The sequence below is a fragment of the Arthrobacter sp. FW306-1B-G06A genome, from assembly GCF_058781765.1.
Genome location: NZ_JBYSXB010000004.1, coordinates 140,054 through 161,649, shown reverse-complemented (window position 1 = coordinate 161,649; position 21,596 = coordinate 140,054). Strand labels below are relative to the sequence as shown.

Below are 21,596 nucleotides of genomic sequence, written 5' to 3'. Positions count from 1 at the left end.
GGCCTTCCGGACAGCTGAATTCCTGCGTCAGCCCCGCTTGCCGTCGAAGAAATCGCGGGCCGGGTCGACATCTGGCTTCTCTTCGACGGGTGCCACGGCGGACTCCGCAGCGGGCGTGGAAACCTCGGCCGCGCTTTCCGGGACAGCCGCTTCAGCGTCGTCGTCGGACTTTTCCTCCCAGCCGTCGGCCGGCAACGGCTCCTCGACCTCAGCCACGGCAACCGGGGTGGTTTCGCCGAAACCGCGGAAGATGAGGCCTGCGATCGCCGCTCCGACCAGCGGTGCGACCCAGAAGAGCCAGAGCTGCTCCACTGCCCAGCTCGAGCTGAAGATTGCGGAGGCAGTGGCACGTGCGGGGTTGAAGGCAAGGTTGCCCGTGGATTGGCCAAGCTGCAGCAAGACCGCGACTGTCAGGCCGACGGCGAACGGTGCTGCGAGCTTGCTGGGATTGCGTCGAGCGGTGACACCCAGGAAGACCCCTACCAGGAGCGCGGCGCCGAGGACCTCAATGAGCATCACGCCGGTCACGGGAACCTGGAAGCTGGAGTGCGTACCGAAGCCGGAGGTCGCCGTGTCAAACACAGTCCGGCTGTCCGTGATCCCCGGTACAGTTCGGACGACGGCGAAAATCGCCAACGCGCCCAGCAAAGCGCCCACAATCTGGGCCCCCAGGTACGCGGCCCCATCCACAAGCTTCATCCGGCCGGCAACCAGGTGACCAACCGTGATGGCCGGGTTGAAGTGGCCGCCGGACAGGTAACCGAAGGCCAACATGGCAGCAGTGACGGTCAGGCCGCTGGCCAGCGACGCCGGCATCGGAACCGCCTGGGGGTTGATGAAGATCAACACACCCAAGCCAATAACCACAAGGAACAGCGTCCCCAGAGCTTCAGCGGACGCCCGGGCTAGGAGCCGGGTTCCGCGGGAGGAGGGAGCGGACACAGTTGTGGTCATGTCGAAGGATTCCTTTGTTCGAAGTTCGGGTGGTCTGTTGCGGAGGCGGACACTCCGGGCAAGGCAAGAAGCCGTGCGGCGGACCGCTTTCTTGCCCCGCAGCATCCTGTCAGCCGAGTCTGGACGCTTCCTGAATCCGAGCCTAGCCGCCCAAGGCGATTGCGGCGACCGCAGCGCCGGCAAGCGCGATGATGGACACGGCGCTTGCAAGCATCAAGACAGCCGACGCTTCCTCCGCGCCATGGTGCAACTGGTGGGACCTGGCCCACACAACGCAGCCGAGGACGATCGTCGCTGCGGCGGCGGTCAAGGCGCAGATTCCCTGGTAGTCGAGCCCCGGTATCCCGGTGGGCAGTTGCCCCGCACCGGATTTGGCCGTCAACCACCTGCGCCAGATGAAGAGATCCACCACCAGGAGCGAAATCAGGGTCCGGCGCCAAGCGAGCGTTGTACGCTCAGGTTGCAGCCCCGGATCCCTGGATTCAACAGTCAACGCGCCACCAGGATCAGCACGGCAAAAGTGAATGCCGCCACCGCAACCACGATGGTCATGAGCAGCATGACCCGTGAGAACGGCAGGGCCTGGTCGTTCCGCATGGCCGCCTCCATCTGCGCCCACCGGCGGTAGGCGAGCGTCGCGAGGCCCGCGCCGATCATGGAAAGAACGACGCACAAGACAATGCGCACGGGCTGGGGCGCGATGTTCGGAGCAAGCTGGTCGATGGCGACGGCACCGGCCAACAGGGCCAACGACGTACGGATCCACGCGAGGAAGGTCCGCTCATTTGCGAGGGAGAATCTGTAGTCCGGGGTCTTTCCGGTTTTCCGCCACGCGGGTTCACGCATCATTGCCTCCTGGTTCACGAGCCACCGTATCAGCGGGCAGGTGAAGACCGGCCGGGCAGCCACGGTAAATTACCACTATGAGCGCTGAACCATCCCCCTCCGCCGTGCCATCCTTCGAGTCCCGGGTTAACGGTTGCCTGCTGGGCGGTGCCTTGGGCGATTCGCTCGGCTACGCCGTCGAGTTCGACGACGTAGCCACCATCCGCACCCGCTTCGGCGCAGCGGGCCTCACCTCTTTCGGCCAGCTCGACGGCGGCACCCACTTTTCGGACGACACCCAGATGACGCTGTACACGGTCGACGGCCTCGTGGAAGCCCTGGAGTGGGCCAACGACGGCGTAGCCGCGGATGAAACTGCATGTCTCTGGCTGGCTTACCTGCGATGGCTCGCGAGCCAGGGCGTCGCGTTGCCGGCATCCGCCCCCGTTCCCCAACCGCGGTGGATCGACGGCCAGGAGGTGCTCCGGCACCGCAGGCACCCGGGAAAGGCGTGCCTGAGCGGACTCTCTACGGGCGAGATGGGAACCAAGTTCCGGCCCGTCAATCCGGAATCGAAGGGCTGCGGCACGGTCATGCGCTCGGCTCCCTTTGGCCTGGTCCCGCATATTTCCGAGGCCGCGGTCTACAAGCTGAGCACCGATGCCGCGTGCTTGACCCACGGGCACCCTTCGGCACGGCAAAGCGCGGGTGCCTTCAGCGTGCTCGTGCACAAGGTGACCGCGGGCTCAGATGTGCGGACTGCGGCTGAGCATGCCCTGAGCGTGGTGTCAGCACTGCCGGATCCAGCCCCCGAGCTCCTGGGGCGCCTCCGGGAGGCGCTGGAACTGTCTTCCACCGGCACGCTGCTCAGCCCGGAAGAACTCACCGCGCAACTGGGCGAGGGCTGGGTCGCGGAGGAGGCACTCGCCGTCGGGCTCTATGCGGTGCTGGCGACCGCGCGGGCAGCGGAGACACGGAGTGATCCGGCCGCCCACTTCCGCCAGGCCATAACCGTGGCGCTGAACCACAGCGGTGACAGTGACTCCACCGCCTCGATCGCGGGCAATATCCTTGGGGCGCTCCACGGCGAAGAGGCACTACCGTCGGACTGGCTTGAAGCCCTTGAAGCCCCGGAAGTGATCCGCGGGATGGCGCAACGGCTCATCGCCGTCACAGTGGGCTAAGAGCCAAACGGTTCAAAGCCTGCGAAGCGCGATATTGTTGCACGCTTCGCAGACGTCCGCGGGAATGAGTCCGCGCCTCTGCAGGATCCCGAAAATGGCGCAGCCCAGGCAGAATCCCACAAACGATTCGAGGGACGCCGCGACGATCAGCAAGGCGAGCAGGATCCAGGCACCTAAGGCGAAACCGGCGAAGAACAGGACCACGGCCGCCGTGCTGAGCACCGCGCCGATTCCCTGTGCGAAACGCTTGGGCGGCCCCGGGACGAGTTTGGCGGGGCCAACTCGGGGAGCCAAAACCTTGACGGATAGCAGGGCAAACGGCGAGATCCTCGGCCCGAACAACACCCGCAGCCAGAAGCCGGCCGCGATCAGCACGAGTCCCCAGCCGACGCCGCTCACGAGGGTGGCCACTGCGGCAACAACCACCAGGCCGGCCGTGATCCTCGCGGCGTATTCGTTGACCGGATTGGGGAAAGCGAAGACGGCGCGCCATCCGGTGGCCGCCGGAGCCGGCGTTCCTACGGCGAACGCTGCAGTGTCAGCCTGTCTTCCCTGTGTCATGGCTCAAGGCTAGGAGCGCCGCGACACAACGGGAAGCTTTGTTGCTCCGTGTGAATATTGGCGCGGCTAGCGTCCGCCGACCATCTGCAGGAACTCCCCCTCGGACAACACCTCGATCTGCTGGCCGCGGCTGTGCAATTCCAGGACCCTTTTGGCTTTGCCAGTGAGGCGACCGTTCCGGAGATCGCCTGCCACGAAGCCGTCGCCCACCACGAGGACCGTTGTCCTTCCGGTCACGCGGCTCTCCGGACGCGCACCCATCTCCGCTGCCCGCTGTTTCGCTTCCGGCCGGGCAATCGCAAGCTCACCTGTGAAAACGACCGTTTGCCCGAACAGGGGGTGGCCCGGTTCCGCTGCAGGGTTGGGCTCCGGATTGTCGCCTTCTTCAGGCCAATTGCTCCAGGCGCGTCCAAGCTGGCCGGCACCATTCCCGACGCCGGACCGGCCCGCGGCCGCGTCGCGCCCTCCACCGGCCCCAGCGAGCGCAGCGAGCGTTTGCTTGGACAGTCCGTCTCCTGGCTGGAAGGCCTGCTGTTTGGGAATGGCCAGGCCGAGGGACAAGTAGAGCTCTGCGATGCTGTTGGCGTTGTTCCTGTGCGCGATGTCCACCAGGATTCCGGCGCAGGCCCGGGCGTCCTCCGCGGCGTCGTGATGGTTCACGAGGGGCACGCCCGCCTCCTCCGCGGCGTAGGGCAACGAATTGGATACCAAGGAGTAGCAGCGCCGGGACAACATCACCGTGCAGACGTACTCGTAAGCGGGGCCAGGCAGGCCGGAAACTTCGAGTCCGGAACGGATCACGCCCAGATCGAACGCGGCATTGTGGGCGGCAAGGATATCCCCGCCGATGAAAGCCCCGATTTCAGGGAAGAGTTCGCCGAAGCGCGGAGCCCCGGCGACGTCCTCGGCTCGAATGCCGTGGATCCGGGTGTTGTGGTACTCGAAGTGGTCGTGGTTTTCCGGCGGCCGCATGAGCCAGGAGGCTTCCTCCACCACGACGCCGCCGCGGACCTTGCTCAGGCCGACCGAGCACGGAGAACCCCTGAAGCCGTTCGCAGTTTCAAAGTCGATCGCCGTAAAGTCCAATGCCACTGGTCAAGGTTACAGGTGGAAAGCGGCCCCAATGGCGCCGGTGACGGCCGCCCCCTGCCCCGGAGCGTCTTTCAGACCTCGTCCGCCGTCTCCTGCAGCTTGGTCAGGGCCTTCTTGGTTGTTCTTTGGGTCAGGACATGGATGACCGCCCCTACCGCGCCCCCGGCGAAGGCGAACAGCAGCACTCCAGGCAAGGAGTCCTCCAGATTGGTCGCATCCTTCGGCGCGGGCTTTCCGGTCGACTTGCTCCAGATGGCCTCGAGGGCTTTGTTCGCCGCAACTCCGGCGCCCATGCCCACCACCAGGCCAAGTAGTTTGATCAGGACGTTCATCTCGTTCCTCCGATTGTGGCCAGACGTGTGGTCCGCGGCTGGGAAATACGCCAACGCAGCCGCCTGGACACAAGATTATCAGCATGCTTATCTTCTCTTCCCCGATGCGGGCCGTGCCTGCGACGCCGTGCGCAGCACCGGTGGGACTTACCGACGTCTCGTCAGTTTCGTCTCCCGGGGACCGGCGGGGTAGCCGCCGCGGCGGCTCGCCAGGATGATTGCGAGCGCTGCCGCCGTCGGGACGGCTGCGGCTAACGGCACCCACAGCGCGCCGACAGCGGTCAGGGCCAGGGCGCCATATCCGGCGCCCACGGCGATGCCCAGTTGAATGGTCACCACGGTCAAGCCGTTCGCGGCGTCCTTGTGCTCTCCGCCGGCGCGAAGGATAGCTGCCTGGTTGTAGATGCCGATGGCCCCGAAGGCGGTTCCCCACACGGTCACCAGCACAAGCTCACCCACCCACGTGCCGCCAAGCAGCGGCAAGAGGCCGAAGGCCAGCACCAGCAGGGCGACCGCGGAAATCAGGGAGCGCCGCGGATGGGAATCGGCGGTGAGGCCGGCGATCCAAATCCCCACGAGGCTGGCAGCCCCCACCACGGACAACGAAATGCTCGTGAAGGCATCCGGCAGTCCGGAGACGTGGAGGAACGGCGCTATGTAGGTGAAGAGCGTGAAGTGGCCCAAAAGCAAGAGCGGCCAAGCTGTGGCCACGGCGATCACGCCCGGCAGCTTCAGAGCTCCGCGGAGGGTCGGCGTCGCATGGCCGTCCTCGTCGGGGGCTGCGGGGAGTACCCAAATGGCCAGCAAAGCGAGAACCGCGCCGACTCCGGCCAGGATCAGGAAAGAGGCGCGCCAGGTGAGGACCGAGCCCATGAGCGTGCCGATCGGAGCGCCGACGGCGAGCGCGATGCTGTTACCGCTGAAGACCATGGCCATTGCTCTTCCGACCGAGTGCGCCGGGACGATCCTGGCAACGTAGGGGGCCATGCTTGACCACAGCATGCCGTGGGCGACGCCCCCGAGGAGCCTCGCGGCAACTGCCAATCCCAGGCTCGGGCTTGACGCCAACAGTACGTTGCTGAGTGCGAACGCGAGCACGGTCCCGATCAACAGCGCCTTGCGGGGAACCCGTCCGCCGAGCAGCCTGGACAACGGAAGCGCCGTGAAGACGATAACTGCCGCATAGGCGGCAGTCAGGGAACCTACGGCCGATTCGTCTACTCCCAGGTCCCGGCTGATCCGGGGCAGCAGCCCGGACGGGAGGAGTTCCGTAGTCACCGCGGTGAAGCCTGCTGCCGCGAGGATCAGGAGACCGCCCCACGGGAACACCGGGGCTGACGCAGGAGCGGCCGTCGCCGCTGTTTCGGGTATAGCTACGTCGCGCATCAAAAAGTTCTTCCTCGTCATTCATGTTCAGTTAGCTGCGGACGCAGAAGTTCTCGTCATTTCTGCCCACGTCCACCACGCTACGCATGTCGGGCGAGTGGAGGCAGTGTCTGTCAGACACCCCCAGCGGATGTGTCAAGGGCCCGACGGCGGTTGTCCCGTACCCTTGAAGGGTGACCCTTTCTGCGATGAACGACTTTGCCGTATCCGCTTTGGTGGGTGCAGGACCGGTGCAGCCGCATATGTCCGCGCTCCTCCCCGACTGGTTGAACCCCCAGATCTTCCTGGCCGACCCCGCCTTGGCGCCATGGGTAGTCCTTCTCGTGTGCGGCATCGTGTTCGCCGAGACGGGACTCCTGGTGGGCTTCTTCCTGCCCGGCGACTCGATGCTTTTCACCGCTGGGCTCCTCGTCGCCACGGATACCATCAAATTCAACATCTGGGCACTCGCGGCCCTCATCATCGTGTCCGCGATCATCGGCAACCAGAGTGGCTACCTCATCGGTTCCAAAGCCGGACCGGCCATCTTCAACAAGCCTGATTCCAAGCTGTTCAAGCGGGAAAACGTCGAGAGTGCGCACGCCTTCTTCGAAAAGCACGGCGGCAAGGCCCTGATCCTGGCCCGCTTCGTGCCCATCATCCGCACCTTCGTCCCGGTGATTGTTGGCGTCGCGCAAATGGACAAGCGCAAGTTCTTCATTTTCAACGTCATCGGGGCGGTGCTCTGGGGCGGTGGCGTCACGCTGCTCGGCTACCTGCTCGGCGACAAAGTTCCGTGGGTCCGGGACAACCTCGACATCATCTTCGTGGTCATCGTCCTGATCTCGGTGGTCCCCGTGGCCGTGGAAGTCATCCGCGGCTTGCTGGCCAAGCGCAAGCCAACGAACGGCGGAGCAGAACCCGCCGAAGAATTGGTCGACGGACGCGAAGCCGGAAAGCACGGCGAGCGCTAGGCCCGTTGCTTCAACAGAAGAGGCACCCCGCACTTTGTCTGCGGGGTGCCTCTCTCGTTAATGCTGGCGCAGGTTCTAGCGCAGGGCGTCCACGATCGCCGGGAGCAGCGCCCTGAACGCCTTGCCACGGTGGCTGATCGCGTTCTTCTCCTCCGAACTCAGCTCCGCGCAACTGCGGTCCAGTCCCTGCGGCTGGAGCACGGGGTCGTAACCGAATCCACCCGCGCCGCGGGGCTCATGCAAGAGAGTGCCTTCCAGCTGGCCGTACTCGACCACCTCGCGTGCCCCGCCGTCGACGGCGGCCGGTACAGCGAGTGCCGCCGCGCAGACGAACGCGGCTCCCCGGTGCGAGTCGGGGACGTCCGAGAGTTGCGCCAGCAAGAGCTGCAGGTTGGCGGCGTCGTCACCGTGCCGGCCGGACCAGCGGGCCGAGAAGATGCCCGGAGCTCCACCCAGGACGTCCACGGCCAACCCCGAGTCATCGGCAATCGCCACTATTCCCGTGGCTTCAGCCACGGCTCGTGCTTTGAGCAGGGAGTTCTCGGCAAACGTCACGCCGGTCTCGGCAACGTCGGGAGCACCGGCCGCAGCCGCGTCAATCACTTGCGTATCGACGTCGAGTCCCGGTACCTGCCCCCTGAGGAGTTCCCTGAGTTCGCGCAGTTTTCCCTTGTTGTGCGTGGCGAGGACGAGTCGCGGCGCAGTTGCCCCGCTCACGGGGCCTCGGCCAGGGTCTCACGCTGGATGGCTGCCAACTCGCCCGTGCCGATAAGGGCAAGGTCCAGCAAGGCATTCAGTTCATCGCGGTCGAAGGGGGCTCCCTCGGCGGTGCCCTGGACTTCCACGAACTTGCCGGAGCCCGTGACCACCACGTTCATGTCGGTTTCGGCGCGCACGTCCTCGACATAGGGCAGGTCCAGCATCGGGATACCGTCGATGATTCCCACAGAAACGGCAGCGATGGTGTCGATCAGCGGCTGTGCGTTCTTGGCGATCATCTTGTTCTCACGGGCGAAGCGGATCGCTTCGGCGAGCGCCACGTAGGCCCCGGTGATCGCGGCGGTGCGGGTGCCGCCGTCGGCCTGCAGGACATCGCAGTCCAGGACGATCGTGTTCTCGCCCAAGGCCTTGGTGTCGATGATGGAACGCAGCGAGCGGCCGATCAGGCGCGAAATTTCGTGGGTGCGTCCGCCGATCCTGCCCTTGACGGACTCACGGTCGGAACGCGTGTTCGTGGCCCGCGGCAGCATGGCGTATTCGGCCGTGACCCAGCCGCGGCCTTCGCCCTTGAGCCAGCGCGGAACGCCCTCGGTCAGGGAAGCCGTGCACAGCACCCGGGTGTTGCCGAATTCGATCAGGGCCGAACCTTCGGCCTGCTTGGACCAACCGCGGGTGATGCTGATGGGACGGAGTTGATCGGGTGTGCGGCCGTCGGCACGGATGACGGGGACAGATGTGGCTTCGGAAGTCATACTGCAAGCTTAGCGATCCCCCGGCCTCCGCTGGACTGCGGGTTCAGACGGTGTAGTGGACTCCGGCAACCGCGACGGCGACATCGCCGGCGAACTCGGGCCGCGCCTCGGCCATGACCTTGGTCTGCGATGTCCAGACCGGGATGTGGGTCAAGAGGAGGCGTCGGGCTCCGGCGGCTGTCGCTGCCTGGCCTGCGCGCTTGCCGGTCAAGTGCACATCCTTGATGTCGTCGTCGCGCCCTTCTTCGAAGGCGGCCTCGCAGAGGAAGAGATCGGCGTTGCGGGCCGCGTCCTCAAGGCCCTGGCACGAGTCTGTGTCCCCCGAGTACGTGAGGACCCTGCTGACCGCTTTGCCTTCTTTGTCCGGCTCGGTGACCTCGACGCGCAAAGCGTAGGCCTCTTCCACCGGGTGGTTCACGGCATACGGGGTCACGATGAAGGGTCCGAGCTGCACGGATTGCCGTTCGCTCCAGTTGCTGAAGTCGAATTCCTCGTGCATTCCGGGGTCCAGCTCAAGGCCGTAGGCGGTGGCCATGCGGTCGGCCGTCGCGGCGGGCCCCCAGACGGGGATCCTGTCCCGTCCCCAACCGCCCGGCTTCCAGCGGACGGCTACGTGCAGTCCGCAGAGGTCCATGCAATGGTCCGGGTGCAGGTGGGTCAGGAAGATAGCGTCGATGTCTTCGAGGTCCGTGTACCGCTGGATGGCCCCGAGGGCGCCGCTGCCGAGGTCCATGACGATCTTCCACTGGCGTTCACCGTCGTGCGCGGTCAGCAGATAGCACGACGCCGGAGAGCCGGGACCAGGGAAGGAACCCGTGCAGCCAACAATGGTCAGTTTCACTGGATGCGGCCTCCGCGGGCCGCGCCGAATTCGTTCACTGTGAAGGCTGCGGGGTCAACGAAATTGGACGTCCTCGCATGATGGCCGCCCGCGCGGGCGGCCTCCAACATTTCCGGGGTGATGCGGGCGAGGCTTCCGGTCGGGTACTGGGCGGCCACATGGTCCACGTGGCGCACGGACAGGACCTCCGGGCCGAGGAAACGGCGCGCCAGGGTCTCAAACTGGACGGCGTCGCCGGTGGCCATGAAGTCGTGCCGGGGCAAGCCGGCATCGGTCCGCTGGATCCCGTGGGTGGCCAAGGCGCGGTAAACGTCTTTGGCGGTCTCTTCGGCACTCGACACAAGAGTGACGTCGTCCCCCATGACGTAGGAGATCACGCCAGTAAGCAAGGGATAGTGCGTGCAGCCGAGCACCACGGTGTCCACGCCGGCTTCCCTGAGCGGTTCCAGGTATTCGTGGGCCGCGGCCAGCAGCTCGGGGCCGGTCGTAATGCCGGCCTCCACGAAACTCACGAATTCGGGGCAGGCTACCGAGGTGATGCTGAGGTCCGGGGCTGCGGCAAAGGTGTCCTCGTAAGCGCGGGAACCCACTGTGGCCGATGTCCCGATCACGCCGATCCTGCCGGATCTCGTCGCGGCCACCGCCCGGCGGACTGCGGGTTGGATGACCTCGATGACGGGAATCCCGTAGCGGGCCGTGTAGCGTTCGCGGGCATCGCGCAAGACGGCGGCCGAGGCTGAGTTGCAGGCGATGGTCAGGAGTTTCACGCCGGAGTCCACGAGCTCGTCCATGACGCCGAGGGCATTGGCCCGGACTTCGGCGATGGGGAGCGGCCCGTAGGGTCCGTTGGCTGTGTCTCCCACGTAGATGATCGACTCATGGGGCAATTGGTCGATGATGGACCGTGCCACGGTGAGTCCGCCGACTCCGGAATCGAAGACACCGATGGGGCGTGATCCCAGCAAGGGGTTGGGTGCTGTGCTGTTCAGTGTTTCCGGCGTGCGCTGGGATTCCAACGCCGCTGCGGCGCTCTCCCCATCCGATACCGCGTCCGATGCTGAGTTCATGATTCTTAGAGAATAAGCCAAGGCATGTGCTGCAGCGACGACATGTGGCGGGGGCCTCGTGTCTGTTTTGTCACACGGACGCCCACAAGCCCCACTCAGGGCTTCCGGTCCATCGAGGCCATCATGGCCTGGACCAACGATTCCTGGAGCCACGTGGTGAAGTTGTAGACGAGCGCCAGGTAGCTCTCCACGTCTTCGGCCTGGGACCAGTCCTGCATGGCATGGACATGGTCGGCATCCGCTTCGTCGCGGATATCGAGGCGCTCCGCCAGCACCAAACGAACATCGTTGAGGGCCATGGACCAGAGCTTCGCCTCCTCCGGGGTGAGGACGAGCTCGTTGCGGTCCAGGCCCATGGCAGCGGCTCGAAGGGCGCCGATTTTTCCTTCCCGCAGCGAGCGCTCGGTGAGCTGGCGGAACTCGAGGGACGCGGCGTCGTCATTCTTCATGACGTTCGGCAAGAGCCGCAAAAGGGCGCGATCGGACGGTTCCTTGACGTTCATATCCAGGCCGATCAAAGCCGTCAGGGGATCTTCGTTGCTGGACAGCTCCGGTTCCAGCATCGAAATGACATCATCCACGAGTCCGCGCAGGAGTTCGCGCTCGGCGGGCTCAAGATAGCCGGTGATGCCCTTGAGTCCGTACTTGAAAGCCTTAGCCACGTGCGCCGCCCTTGCGTCCCCGGCCGTCGCCGCTGCTGCTTGCCTTTTCAACCGTTGCCCACAGACCGTAGCCGTGCATGGCAACCGCGTGCTGCTCCACTTGTTCCTTGCCTCCGTGCGCCACGATGGAACGGCCCTTCTTGTGGACCTCGAGCATGAGTTTGTTGGATTTGGCCTCGGAATAGCCGAAGTAGCTCTGGAACACGTAGCTCACATAGCTCATGAGATTGACGGGGTCGTTCCAGACCACCAGGTTCCAAGGGATATCAGCAGCACTGAGGAGGTCGGTGGACGACTGCTCCGAGATGTCCGTCCGTTCTTCTCCCTTTAAGCCTGCGTCTGTCACTGTGCAGGTGGCTGCATAAATGCCGGGGGCGACGGTAGTGGTCATCTGTCCATTCTAATGGTGATGGATGGGCGAGCTAATGACGGGCCCACACCGCCGAGGGCCCCGCGTTGAGCGAAGCGAGACGTGGGAGGCGGTGGGTGGGCCCACACCGCCGAGGGCCCCGCGTTGAGCGAAGCGAGACGTGGGAGGCGGTGGGGACTAGAGTGAATTCGTGAGTAGATCCGTCGCCTGGGACCACCCCCGCACGTCGTTGTATACCGATCACTACGAGCTGACAATGCTGGAAGCCGCCCTCCATTCGGGCGCGGCGCACCGGCGCTCGGTCTTCGAGGCCTTCGCCCGCCGCCTGCCCGACGGCCGCCGCTACGGCATCGTCGCCGGCACCGGCCGGCTGCTTGAGGGAATCAAGGACTTCCGTTTCGGCGATGCCGAGCTCGCGTTCCTCGATCAGCACAAAGTCGTTGACAGGCAAACACTGGACTTCCTCGCCGACTACAGGTTTTCCGGCGACATCTGGGGCTATCCGGAGGGCGAGGCCTACTTCCCCGGCTCGCCCATCCTGATCGTCGAATCAACGTTCGCGGAAGCCTGCATCCTGGAAACGTACATCTTGTCCGTGCTCAACCATGACACCGCGATTGCTTCTGCTGCTTCCCGGATGACCAGCGCGGCCGGCAACCGGCCTTGCATCGAGATGGGCTCCCGGCGCACCCAGGAGGAGTCCGCGACGGCGGCAGCCCGCGCCGCGGTCATCGCCGGTTTCGGCAGCACCTCCAACCTTGAAGCCGGACGCCGTTACGGCATCAAGACCGTGGGCACGGCCGCCCACTCGTTCACTCTCCTGCACGACACCGAGCGCGAGGCCTTCGAAGCCCAGATCGCCGCCTTCGGACCGGAAACCACGCTCCTGGTGGACACGTACGACGTCGAGGTCGGGGTACGGACCGCGGTGGAACTCGCGGGTGACAAACTCGGGGCCGTCCGGCTGGACTCCGGAGACCTCGTGGCCCAAGCCCAATGGGTCCGCGAGCTGCTGGACAACCTCGGCAACATCAACACCCGGATCGTCGTCACCTCGGATCTCGATGAATACGCGATCGCGGCCCTGCAATCGGCCCCGGTGGATGTGTACGGCGTGGGCACCTCGCTGGTCACAGGATCGGGAGCGCCCACCGCCAGCATGGTCTACAAGCTCGTCAGCCGGACCAACGATGCCGGGGAATTCGTTCCCGTGGCCAAGGTAGCCAAGAACAAGGCCAGCGTGGGCGGCCGCAAATACGCCCTGCGCAAGCTCAACGAACTCGGCATCGCAACCCAGGAGATCGTAGGCATCGGACATCGCCCGGAAGACGATGGCAACGACCGCCAGTTGCTCCAGCAGTTCATCAAGAACGGTGAACTGCTCCCGGGATGGACCGGACACGAGGGCGTAGTCCGGGCACAGGAACGCCACGCTGCCACCATGGCCGAATTGCCTCCGGTAGTGCGCAGGCTGCAGCGCGGTGAGCCGGCAATCCCCACCGTCTATGAGGAGGACTGAATGTCCCGTGCCCTGATTATCGTGGACGTCCAGAACGATTTCTGCGAAGGCGGCTCCCTCGCCGTGGAAGGTGGCGCCGCCACGGCGGCTGCTATCAGCGAATACCTGGACGCGAACCATCAGCACTTCGACCACGTCGTGGCTACGCAGGACTGGCACGTGGACCCGGGCAGCCATTTTTCGGAAACTCCGGACTTCGTGGACAGTTGGCCGCCGCATTGCCGCGCCGGGAGCAAGGGCGCCGAGCTCCACCCGGATCTCGACGCCGAATACGTCCAGGCTTACTTCCGCAAGGGACAGTACACGGCCGCCTACTCGGGATTCGAAGGAGTCCTGGCGCCCGAAGACGAAGTGCCCATGGGCGAACTCGCACCCGGCGCCGTCCCCTCCGTCGAGCTGGACGAGGACGCCCTCGGGCTCGATGACTGGCTGCAGAGCCACGGAGTGGAAGAAGTCGTCGTGGTGGGAATCGCGACCGACTACTGCGTCAGGGCCACCGCGCTGGACGCCGTGCAGGCGGGCTACTCGGTGACGGTGATCGGTGAACTCACCGCCGGAATCGCGGAAGATCTTGACGAGACCTACGCGGAACTGGAAGAAAACGGCGTCGAGCTGGGGCAGCGCTAAGGGCAGGAGCCCTGCCAAGCACTTCTACTTCCGTCCGATGAACCAATCCTGGAGCTTGCGCAGGCGCGACTGCAATTGCTCCTCGTTCGCCTGCGCGACTGCCGGTCCGCCACACACTTCGCGCAACTTGTTGTGGACGACGCCGTGCGGGGTGCCGGTACGGGCCGACCAGGCCGCGACGTTTTTTGCGAGCTCATTGCGCAGGTCCATCAGCATGCGGTGGTCCGGAACCGCGGGTGACGCAGCGGCAGCCAACGGAGACTGGCGTTTCTTCCTCGACTGCTGGTCATGCTGCCGCTGCCGGAGCAACGTTCCCACTTGTTCGGCGTCGAGCAGCCCGGGGATCCCGAGGAAATCAAGTTCGTCCTCGGAGCCGATATCGGCTCCCGTACCGAATTCGCCGCCGTCGAACAGCACCCTGTCAAAGGATGCCTGCGAATCGAGGGCCTCGAATTTGCCCTTCTCCAGGGAGTCCGAGGCCTTCTCTTCGCGGTTGGCCTCAGCCATCAGGTTCTCTTCGGGGTTGAAGAGGCCGTCCGGATCTTCCTTCTCAGGCCGGTCCAGCGCGTGGTCCCGCTCGGCTTCCATGGAGTTGGCCAAGGCCATGAGGGGTGGCACGGAGGGCAGGAAGACCGACGCCGTTTCCCCGCGTTTGCGGGCACGGACGAAGCGGCCCACGGCCTGGGCGAAGAACAGCGGCGTGGAGGTGGACGTCGCGTAGACGCCGACCGAAAGCCTGGGGACGTCGACGCCTTCGGACACCATGCGGACGGCAACCATCCAGCGCTTGTCGCTGGCGGTGAACTCCTCGATCTTGTGCGAAGCCTTGGAATCATCGGACAGGATCACGGTGGGCGACTGACCCGTGATCTTCTTGAGCTGACCAGCGTAGGCGCGGGCGTCGTCGTGATCCGTGGCAATCACCAGACCGCCGGCGTCGGGCACGGTGCGCCGCACTTCACTGAGGCGCTTGTCAGCGGCAGCAAGCACGGCGGGGATCCATTCGCCGCTGGGGTTCAGCGCGGTCCGCCACGCCTGGGAGGTGATGTCCTTGGTCACGGCGGCCTCGCCGAGGGAAGCCGCCATTTCGTCTCCCCCGCTGGTGCGCCAACGCATCTGGCCCGAATACGCCATGAACAGCACGGGACGGACGACGTGGTCCCTCAAGGCATTGCCGTAACCGTAGGTGTAGTCCGCTTTCGAGCGGCGGATGCCGTCACGGTCTTCGGCGTATTCCACGAAGGGGATGGGTGAGGTGTCGGAACGGAAAGGCGTTCCTGTGAGGGCCAGGCGCCGAGCCGCTGGATCGAATGCCTCGCGCAATCCGTCGCCCCAGGACAACGCTTCGCCACCGTGGTGGATTTCGTCGAGGATGACCAGCGTGCGGGCTGCCTCGGTCTTGGCCCGGTGGAGCATGGGCTTGCTGGCCACCTGCGCATACGTCACTGCGACGCCGACGAACCCCCGGCCGTGCTGGCCGTCCGCATTCTTGAAGTTCGGATCGATGGCAATGCCCACCCTGGCGGCGGCGTCCGCCCACTGCCGTTTCAGGTGGTCGGTTGGGGCGACGATCGTCACGCGGTTCACGGTTCCGCTGTCAAGGAGCATGGACGCAATCCGCAGGGCGAAGGTGGTCTTACCCGCGCCCGGCGTTGCCACGGCGAGGAAATCGCGCGGGCTCGCGTTCAAGTACAGGTCCAGCGCTTCCTGCTGCCAGGCGCGCAGCTTCGGGGCGGTTCCCCAGGCTGCGCGTTCCGGATAGGCCGGAGGCAGCGCCGGGCCGCCGAAGAGTGTTTCAGTCACGCGGATTCCCCCCGACCAGCAACGATTCCAAGCAAGGCCGCTGCAGCCAGCGAAACCCAAATAACCACAAAAAACACCAATCTGTTCCGAATGCGCCGAATCACGCAGGGCAGCACACAGGCAGGGGAAAGCGCTCCCCCGCCTACTACCAGGAAATACCCGACTACTGGGGCTTACTCGCTACTTGGAGCCGCCCGAGCCGCCTTTGTCTCCGCCGTCGTTACCCGGGCGAAGTCCTTCATAGATTTCTTTGCACTCGGGGCAGACCGGGAACTTCTGCGGGTCCCGGCCAGGGGTCCACACTTTACCGCACAGCGCAATCACGGGTTCGCCCGTCAGGGCGGACTCCATGATCTTTTCCTTGCGGACATAGTGCGAGAAACGCTCCCGGTCACCGGGTTCCACTTCTTGGCGCAATTCCTCGCGCTCAATGGTTGCAGTGGAAGTTCCGGCTCCGGAAAGCTCGCGCATGGGATCGTTTTCGAATGGGTCCGGAGGCAGCGTCGTCATGCCATCCATCTTAGCCGCTGCAGCTTCGCGATCAGATGCACCGTGTCAGATGCTCTGCCATTTCGGCTTGTTGTCATAGGTGTGGCGATAGTAGTCGGCGAGCTTGAGCGAGGACGCCGCAGCCTCATCGATCAAGATGGTGGCGTGCTGGTGCATCTGCAGCACTGATGCCGCGCAAATGGCCGCAACCGGCCCCTCGACGAAGTCCCTGACGGCCTGGGCTTTCTGGGCACCCGTAGCGATCAGGACCACGTGCCGGGCATCCATGATGGTTCCCAAACCCTGTGTGACCACGTGGTGGGGAACATCGTCGATGCTCTTGAAGAACCGTGCGTTGTCCTTGCGGGTCTGCTCGATCAGCGTCTTGATCCGGGTCCGCGAAGCGAGCGATGAGCCGGGCTCGTTGAATCCAATATGGCCGTCGGTGCCCACGCCGAGGATCTGCAAGTCAACGCCGCCGAGTTCGCGCATGGAGTCCTCGTACGCTTGGCAGGCCGCGGGAAGGTCGGCCGCGGTACCGTCCGGGCTGTGGACGTTGGAGGGGTCGATGTTGACGCGGTCCGTGAATTCACGGCGGATGACTTCACGGTACGACTCCGGATGGCCAGGCTCGAGCCCCACGTATTCGTCAAGGGCGAAGGCGTGTGCCTGGCTGAAGTCGAGGCCCCTTTCCTGATGGCGGCGCGCCAATTCGTCGTAGACAGGGAGCGGAGAGGACCCTGTGGCCAGGCCCAGAACGGCATTCGGCTTTCGGAGGAGCAGCGCCTCGATGGCATCCGCGGCAAGCGCCCCGATCTGCTTGCTTCCCGGAAGGATGACAACTTCCATCGTCCACGACCTTTCTAGCTGTGTTTCCCGGATCGACTGGTTCAAACTCGAGGTTATCCCATGTCCCATAACTTGTCATTGTCGTTCATGGAATCAACGGTTGACGCTCAATTGCGCGAAGAGCTCCGGCCCGCGCCGGTCAAGCCATCGGCCGCCGATCCGGACACCCGCAACGAACAATGCCGCTCCGAGAACCGTACCAATTGCCAGATTGATCCATCCCCACAGTGGATCGCCCGTGACCGACTGGACAATCACCAGGACAAGCTCCGGAAGGACGAGGAGGAACAAGACTGCCATTCCCCCGAACTGGACCGCCAGTGTCTGGGCAACGTTTCCCGGCGGCTTCTTGAACGGGCTGTCACCGGGCAACGGCACGGTGGACGTGTACCGTGCCGACACGATGGAGGCCAGGCCCAGGCCGGTGAACAGCACACCGAGGGAAAGACCCAGGACACCGGGCAACCAGCCCCAGTCGCCGGTCAGGAAAAAGGGCCCGACGGCGAAGATCAACACCACCGGGAGGGCGAATGCCAGGCAGGCCAAGGCCCGGCCGAGCCGGTCGTGAATGCCGCGGACCCCGGTGGCCAGATGCAAGGCAAAGGCGGTGTTGTCGTAGGAGACATCCGCGGAAATAGACCATGCGAGGACAAAGGCGGCCATGGGTCCCAGAATCACCAGCATGGAGTAGCTTCCGGACTGCGCTGACTGGAACAGGAAAATCACGGGCAACAACGGGACCACCATCAGCGAAGCTGCGTAGCGCGGATCGCGGACCCAGTAGCTGAGGGAGCGTGCGGCAATGGCACCGGTGGGAGTTGCCGGCAGCAGTCCGAACAAGCCAAGTTTGCCGCCGCGTTTCCTTGATCCACCCGAATATGGCGGAGTGACCAGCGCCCGCTTGAGCAACGCATTCCAGGCGGCAAACAACACGAGGAGAGTGGCGAGGCCGATCACTGCCTTCAGGCCGGCGGCGGCAATATCTCCGGACGCCAGATCCCCGCCAAGCGACCAGGAAGCTCCGAGTGGAGTCCAGGAGACCGTCCGGGCAAGTTCCGGGAGATAGCCCGTGGAACCGGATACTCCCCTGAAGACGCCGGCTACGATCGGTCCCATCAGCACGAGTGGCACAAAGACCACAATGCTGCTCACGTCTTTGAAACGGCGGGAGGCCGCGAGGCTTGCAGTCGCCGTCGTGATGACTTTCGACAGGACCACGCAGCTCAGCACGCCCAGCACGGCACCCAGCAGGGCGCCGAGCGCCGCCGGCACGCTGCGCCACCATGTGGCCGCAGTGAACAAGGCCACAATCGTCGTGGACAAGCCCGGCAATCCGATGAATCCGGCGAGGGTAAGCCCGGCCAGCAGCTGGCGCATGGGAATCGCCGACGTCGTGAAGCGGGAAGGGTCAAGCGTCATATCGGCGGCCGAGGCCATCAGGGGAACGATTGCCCAGGCAAGGATCGCGGCGGCGCCACCGAGGACGACGGCGGTGTGGGCCGTCTCGGCGTCGGCCCACCGCAGGGCGACGAGCGTCACCACGAGGGTCGCGACGACCCCCAGCGCATAGAGCCCTCCGATCGCGATTCCCACAAGCTGGCCGGGGCTGCGCCGAAAGCCGTTCAGCAGGAGCCGCCACTTCAGGCTCAGAAGGTGCGCAACCATTCCAGGCCCCCCGTCTGGTTTCCGCCGCCCACGAGCTGCACAAAGCGGTCCTCGAGCGTGGCGCCATCGCGGACCTCGTCGACGGTACCGGCGGCGAGGACCCTGCCGGCAGCCACGACGGCTACGTGGTCGCACATGCGCTGCACAAGGTCCATGACGTGGCTCGAGACGATGACCGTCCCTCCCGAGGCCACATAGTTGTCAAGAATTCCCCTGATATTGGCTGCCGAGACGGGATCCACGGACTCAAAGGGCTCGTCCAGCACCAGCAGCCTGGGCGCATGGATGAGCGCCGACGCGAGGGCAATCTTCTTCGTCATGCCGGCGGAGTAGTCCACCACGAGGGTGCCGGCGTCGGCGCTGAGATCCAGGGCGGCCATCAACTCTCCCACCCTTTGGGCAACGACGTCCCTGTCCATGCCGCGGAGCAAGCCGGCGTAAGTAACAAGCTGCTCACCCGTCAAGCGGTCGAAGAGGCGGACGCCGTCGGGCAGTATCCCCATCAGCTTCTTGGCTTCGAGCGGCTTCGTCCACACATCCACGCCGTGGATGTAGGCCGTCCCGAAATCCGGCCGCAAGAGGCCGGTGGCCATGGACAACGTGGTGGTCTTGCCCGCCCCATTGGGACCAACGACGCCGTAGAAGGAGCCGGCCGGGACGTCCAGGCTGATGCCGTCGACGGCGATTTTGCCGCCGAAGCGTTTCGCCAGTCCGCGCAGGGCCAAGGCGGGCACCGGGGATGTGGGAGGGGAACCGGGAAGCTGGACAGTCATGCAGTCAGCCTAGCCCCGGGGGCCGCGCCAGGGGTCGTCCCGGAGGGGGAACTACGGGGCGCCTTTACGGATCCGCCTCATCCCAAAGGACTAGCTCCTAGAAGCTGTGCCGTGGAACCGCGCGCTGATACTGCGGCGCCCAATCCAAGGGGAAGCCGAGTTCAAATGCCGCGCGGAGCCACCAGTGCGGATCGCGGAGGGCTGCCCGTGCCATGAATACACCGTCGGCTTGGCCCGTAGCTACAGTGTGTTCGGCCTGTCCTGAGGATGTCAGGAATCCGACGGCTCCGGTGGGAACTCCCGCTTCGCGCCGGATCTGTTCGGAGAATCCCGTCTGGTATCCCGGGCCGGCCTTGATCCGCTGATGGGCCACCGCACCCCCGCTGGAGACGTCCACCAAGTCCACGCCGCGCTCGGCCGCGGCCCTCGCGAGACGCACCGAGGCGTCAATGTCGATGCCGCCCTCGGCCCAATCACTGGCGGAAATCCGCAGCAGCAACGGCATCGAATCCGGAATGACCGCACGGACGGCGTCAACGACCGCAAGCATCAAGCGGTTTCGTGCCGCCTCGCTGCCTCCCCAGGAATCCTCGCGCTTATTGATGAGCGGGCTTTGGAACTGGTGCAGGAGGTAGCCATGCGCGCCGTGGATCTCCACCGTGTCGAACCCGGCGTCCACAGCCCGTCCGGCCGCCGCGGCGAAATCCGAAATCACGGCGTGGATGTCCGCCTCGCTCATGGCGCGAGGAGCTGCAAGCCCGGCGAAGGCCTCAACTCCGGGGCCGCGGGTAACCCACCCGCCGTCGGACTCCGCTACGGATCCGCTCTCTTCGGCGAAAGGCCAATAGGTGGAAGCCTTGCGGCCGGCGTGCGCCAGTTGGACGCCGATCTTGCCGCCCACCGCACTGTTGCGGTGGACGAAGTCCACAATCCGCTCCCAGGCGCCCGCTTGCTCGTCCGTGTACAGTCCGGCGTCCCGCGGGCTGATCCGGCCCTCCGGGCTGACGGCCGACGCCTCGGTGAGGATGAGCGCCGCGCCGCCCGTGGCAAATGCTCCAAGATGCACCAGGTGCCAATCGTTCGGCACGCCGCCCCCGCCGTCGGGCGAGCAGCTGTATTGGCACATCGGGGAAACCCAGCCGCGATGCGGCAACGTCAAGGAGCGCAATTGAAGCGGACTGAACAACGCCGGCTGCGTCATTAGAAGAGGACCCGCGCCAGACCTTGCCGGGCCTTGGCAACGCGTTGGTCCGCAATGCCGACGACGTCGAACAGCTCCAGCAGGCGCACACGAGCCGTCTCGCGCTCGGGCCCGAAGTTGCGGCCAATGAATGCGATGATGCGGTTGAACGCGTCCTCGATGTGTCCGCCCGAGATGTCGAGGTCGGCCACTGTGAGCTGTACTTCGATATCGTCCGGCTCCTCCGCCGCACGCTGACGCATGGCTTCGGCATCCGTTGCCGTCAGGAGCTCAATCCTGCCCATGAGTTCCACCTGGGCAAGTCCGGCCTTCGCCTCGGCGTCAGCCGGTTTCTCGGCCAGCGCCTGGCGGTAGGCACTGGCGGCGGCGGCGTAATCCCCCGCTTCAATGGCGTCGAAGGCTGCCTGGTGCAGCGGCGGCAAAGGAGGGGCCTCCGCAGCAGCGGGGCCAGCGCCGATGCTGCCCGTTACGCCGTTGGCTTCGGCCACCTTGAGGAGTTCATCGATGAGGGCACGGATTTCCTGGTCCGACGCGGGCCCCTCGAAGAGCGGCACGGGCTGGCCCTTCAGGACCGCGACGGCGGTGGGGACAGCCTGGACCTGAAATGCCTGCGCAAGCTGCGGGAACGCGTCCACGTCCGCCGCGGCCAGCACCACTTTGCCGGCGTAGCTTTCGACGACGCCTTCGAGGCTATGGAGGAGGGTCGAGGCCTCCAAGGAGCGATTGGACCACAAGAGGAAAAGGACGGGAATCTGCGCGGAGAGCTGGACGAGGTCCTGGAAATTGGCCTCGGTGGCATCTACGCGAAGGGGCTGGCCGCTTCCCGGGCTTCCGCCGGAGGCAGCCGGGGCACCGCTCGGTGCCGCCGGCGCAGGGCGCCGCAATGCAGAGAGGTCGACGGCGCCGCGCAGGTTGAGCTGGCTGGCAGCGGCTGGAGAGACGGGACGGGATCCTGGCGAACTCATACCGTC

General features: G+C 65.3%; 24 protein-coding genes. 4 read left to right on the top strand and 20 right to left on the bottom strand.

Annotated features, from left to right (window positions below; translation table 11 throughout):
- Positions 1 to 27: 27 nt before the first annotated feature.
- The 3 genes from AC3WJM_RS03555 to AC3WJM_RS03545 all read right to left on the bottom strand — a co-directional run bounded on the left by AC3WJM_RS03555 (position 28) and on the right by AC3WJM_RS03545 (position 1,800).
- Positions 28 to 954, bottom strand: a complete 927-nt coding sequence (locus AC3WJM_RS03555; RefSeq protein ID WP_306960883.1) for an MIP/aquaporin family protein — start codon at positions 952 to 954, stop codon at positions 28 to 30.
- Positions 955 to 1,096: 142 nt separating this feature from the next.
- On the bottom strand, positions 1,097 to 1,447 hold the full coding sequence (locus AC3WJM_RS03550; RefSeq protein WP_059387627.1) for a DUF202 domain-containing protein: 351 nt from the start codon (positions 1,445 to 1,447) through the stop codon (positions 1,097 to 1,099).
- Positions 1,444 to 1,800 (bottom strand): YidH family protein, encoded by a 357-nt coding sequence (locus AC3WJM_RS03545; protein WP_059387628.1) that lies wholly within the window; start codon positions 1,798 to 1,800, stop codon positions 1,444 to 1,446. The genes AC3WJM_RS03550 and AC3WJM_RS03545 overlap by 4 nt, the downstream gene beginning before the upstream one ends.
- Before the next feature lie 77 nt (positions 1,801 to 1,877).
- Between AC3WJM_RS03545 and AC3WJM_RS03540 the strand changes: the two genes are divergently transcribed.
- The gene (locus tag AC3WJM_RS03540; protein ID WP_441437137.1) at positions 1,878 to 2,963 is read left to right on the top strand and encodes an ADP-ribosylglycohydrolase family protein; all 1,086 of its coding nucleotides are present in this window, start codon (positions 1,878 to 1,880) and stop codon (positions 2,961 to 2,963) included.
- Between the two features lie 12 nt (positions 2,964 to 2,975).
- Here the strand turns inward: AC3WJM_RS03540 and AC3WJM_RS03535 are convergent, their stop codons facing one another.
- The 4 genes from AC3WJM_RS03535 to AC3WJM_RS03520 all read right to left on the bottom strand — a co-directional run bounded on the left by AC3WJM_RS03535 (position 2,976) and on the right by AC3WJM_RS03520 (position 6,334).
- Positions 2,976 to 3,524: a DUF4395 domain-containing protein gene (locus AC3WJM_RS03535; protein ID WP_284988390.1), complete on the bottom strand. Its 549-nt coding sequence runs from the start codon at positions 3,522 to 3,524 to the stop codon at positions 2,976 to 2,978.
- 66 nt (positions 3,525 to 3,590) lie between these two features.
- Positions 3,591 to 4,616, bottom strand: a complete 1,026-nt coding sequence (locus tag AC3WJM_RS03530) for a 3'-5' exonuclease (protein ID WP_284988391.1) — start codon at positions 4,614 to 4,616, stop codon at positions 3,591 to 3,593.
- A gap of 71 nt (positions 4,617 to 4,687) precedes the next feature.
- Complete coding sequence (locus tag AC3WJM_RS03525; RefSeq protein WP_284988392.1) at positions 4,688 to 4,948, bottom strand: DUF4235 domain-containing protein; 261 nt, start codon at positions 4,946 to 4,948, stop codon at positions 4,688 to 4,690.
- Positions 4,949 to 5,095: 147 nt separating this feature from the next.
- Positions 5,096 to 6,334, bottom strand: coding sequence for an MFS transporter (locus tag AC3WJM_RS03520; RefSeq protein ID WP_492271205.1), 1,239 nt, complete (start codon positions 6,332 to 6,334; stop codon positions 5,096 to 5,098).
- Between the two features lie 188 nt (positions 6,335 to 6,522).
- Between AC3WJM_RS03520 and AC3WJM_RS03515 the strand changes: the two genes are divergently transcribed.
- On the top strand, positions 6,523 to 7,287 hold the full coding sequence (locus tag AC3WJM_RS03515) for a VTT domain-containing protein (RefSeq protein WP_492271204.1): 765 nt from the start codon (positions 6,523 to 6,525) through the stop codon (positions 7,285 to 7,287).
- 75 nt (positions 7,288 to 7,362) lie between these two features.
- Here AC3WJM_RS03515 and rdgB read toward each other — a convergent pair whose 3' ends face one another.
- From rdgB to clpS, 6 genes are all read right to left on the bottom strand, one after another.
- Complete coding sequence (rdgB, locus tag AC3WJM_RS03510; RefSeq protein WP_441437139.1) at positions 7,363 to 8,004, bottom strand: RdgB/HAM1 family non-canonical purine NTP pyrophosphatase; 642 nt, start codon at positions 8,002 to 8,004, stop codon at positions 7,363 to 7,365.
- Positions 8,001 to 8,759, bottom strand: a complete 759-nt coding sequence (rph, locus tag AC3WJM_RS03505) for a ribonuclease PH (RefSeq protein ID WP_078108499.1) — start codon at positions 8,757 to 8,759, stop codon at positions 8,001 to 8,003. Before rph ends, rdgB begins: the two co-directional genes overlap by 4 nt.
- A 43-nt stretch (positions 8,760 to 8,802) precedes the next feature.
- Complete coding sequence (locus AC3WJM_RS03500) at positions 8,803 to 9,600, bottom strand: MBL fold metallo-hydrolase (protein WP_284988395.1); 798 nt, start codon at positions 9,598 to 9,600, stop codon at positions 8,803 to 8,805.
- Positions 9,597 to 10,667: a glutamate racemase gene (gene murI, locus AC3WJM_RS03495; protein ID WP_284988396.1), complete on the bottom strand. Its 1,071-nt coding sequence runs from the start codon at positions 10,665 to 10,667 to the stop codon at positions 9,597 to 9,599. Before murI ends, AC3WJM_RS03500 begins: the two co-directional genes overlap by 4 nt.
- Positions 10,668 to 10,762: 95 nt before the next feature.
- Positions 10,763 to 11,329 carry a DUF2017 domain-containing protein gene (locus AC3WJM_RS03490; RefSeq protein WP_284988397.1) on the bottom strand — a complete coding sequence of 189 codons (567 nt, stop codon included), beginning with the start codon at positions 11,327 to 11,329 and terminating at the stop codon, positions 10,763 to 10,765.
- The gene (clpS, locus tag AC3WJM_RS03485) at positions 11,322 to 11,720 is read right to left on the bottom strand and encodes an ATP-dependent Clp protease adapter ClpS (protein ID WP_059387623.1); all 399 of its coding nucleotides are present in this window, start codon (positions 11,718 to 11,720) and stop codon (positions 11,322 to 11,324) included. Before clpS ends, AC3WJM_RS03490 begins: the two co-directional genes overlap by 8 nt.
- A gap of 169 nt (positions 11,721 to 11,889) precedes the next feature.
- Here clpS and AC3WJM_RS03480 point away from each other — a divergent pair, with 169 nt between their 5' ends.
- Positions 11,890 to 13,218, top strand: a complete 1,329-nt coding sequence (locus tag AC3WJM_RS03480; RefSeq protein ID WP_284988398.1) for a nicotinate phosphoribosyltransferase — start codon at positions 11,890 to 11,892, stop codon at positions 13,216 to 13,218.
- Positions 13,219 to 13,845 carry an isochorismatase family protein gene (locus tag AC3WJM_RS03475; RefSeq protein ID WP_059390254.1) on the top strand — a complete coding sequence of 209 codons (627 nt, stop codon included), beginning with the start codon at positions 13,219 to 13,221 and terminating at the stop codon, positions 13,843 to 13,845.
- Positions 13,846 to 13,869: 24 nt separating this feature from the next.
- On the opposite strand, the gene AC3WJM_RS03470 is transcribed toward AC3WJM_RS03475, so the two are convergent.
- The 7 genes from AC3WJM_RS03470 to AC3WJM_RS03440 all read right to left on the bottom strand — a co-directional run bounded on the left by AC3WJM_RS03470 (position 13,870) and on the right by AC3WJM_RS03440 (position 21,590).
- On the bottom strand, positions 13,870 to 15,648 hold the full coding sequence (locus tag AC3WJM_RS03470; RefSeq protein ID WP_284988399.1) for a DEAD/DEAH box helicase: 1,779 nt from the start codon (positions 15,646 to 15,648) through the stop codon (positions 13,870 to 13,872).
- 180 nt (positions 15,649 to 15,828) lie between these two features.
- A complete protein-coding gene (locus AC3WJM_RS03465; RefSeq protein ID WP_059387622.1) occupies positions 15,829 to 16,167 on the bottom strand; it encodes a DUF3039 domain-containing protein in 339 nt (112 codons plus the stop codon).
- 36 nt (positions 16,168 to 16,203) lie between these two features.
- Positions 16,204 to 16,986, bottom strand: coding sequence for a glucosamine-6-phosphate deaminase (gene nagB, locus AC3WJM_RS03460; RefSeq protein WP_059387621.1), 783 nt, complete (start codon positions 16,984 to 16,986; stop codon positions 16,204 to 16,206).
- A 93-nt stretch (positions 16,987 to 17,079) separates the two neighbouring features.
- Positions 17,080 to 18,651: an ABC transporter permease family protein gene (locus AC3WJM_RS03455; RefSeq protein WP_492271203.1), complete on the bottom strand. Its 1,572-nt coding sequence runs from the start codon at positions 18,649 to 18,651 to the stop codon at positions 17,080 to 17,082.
- Complete coding sequence (locus AC3WJM_RS03450; protein ID WP_284988401.1) at positions 18,633 to 19,424, bottom strand: ABC transporter ATP-binding protein; 792 nt, start codon at positions 19,422 to 19,424, stop codon at positions 18,633 to 18,635. Before AC3WJM_RS03450 ends, AC3WJM_RS03455 begins: the two co-directional genes overlap by 19 nt.
- A gap of 97 nt (positions 19,425 to 19,521) precedes the next feature.
- Positions 19,522 to 20,625: an NADH:flavin oxidoreductase/NADH oxidase gene (locus AC3WJM_RS03445; protein ID WP_059390253.1), complete on the bottom strand. Its 1,104-nt coding sequence runs from the start codon at positions 20,623 to 20,625 to the stop codon at positions 19,522 to 19,524.
- Positions 20,625 to 21,590, bottom strand: a complete 966-nt coding sequence (locus AC3WJM_RS03440; RefSeq protein WP_284988403.1) for a tetratricopeptide repeat protein — start codon at positions 21,588 to 21,590, stop codon at positions 20,625 to 20,627. The genes AC3WJM_RS03445 and AC3WJM_RS03440 overlap by 1 nt, the downstream gene beginning before the upstream one ends.
- Positions 21,591 to 21,596: the final 6 nt, after the last annotated feature.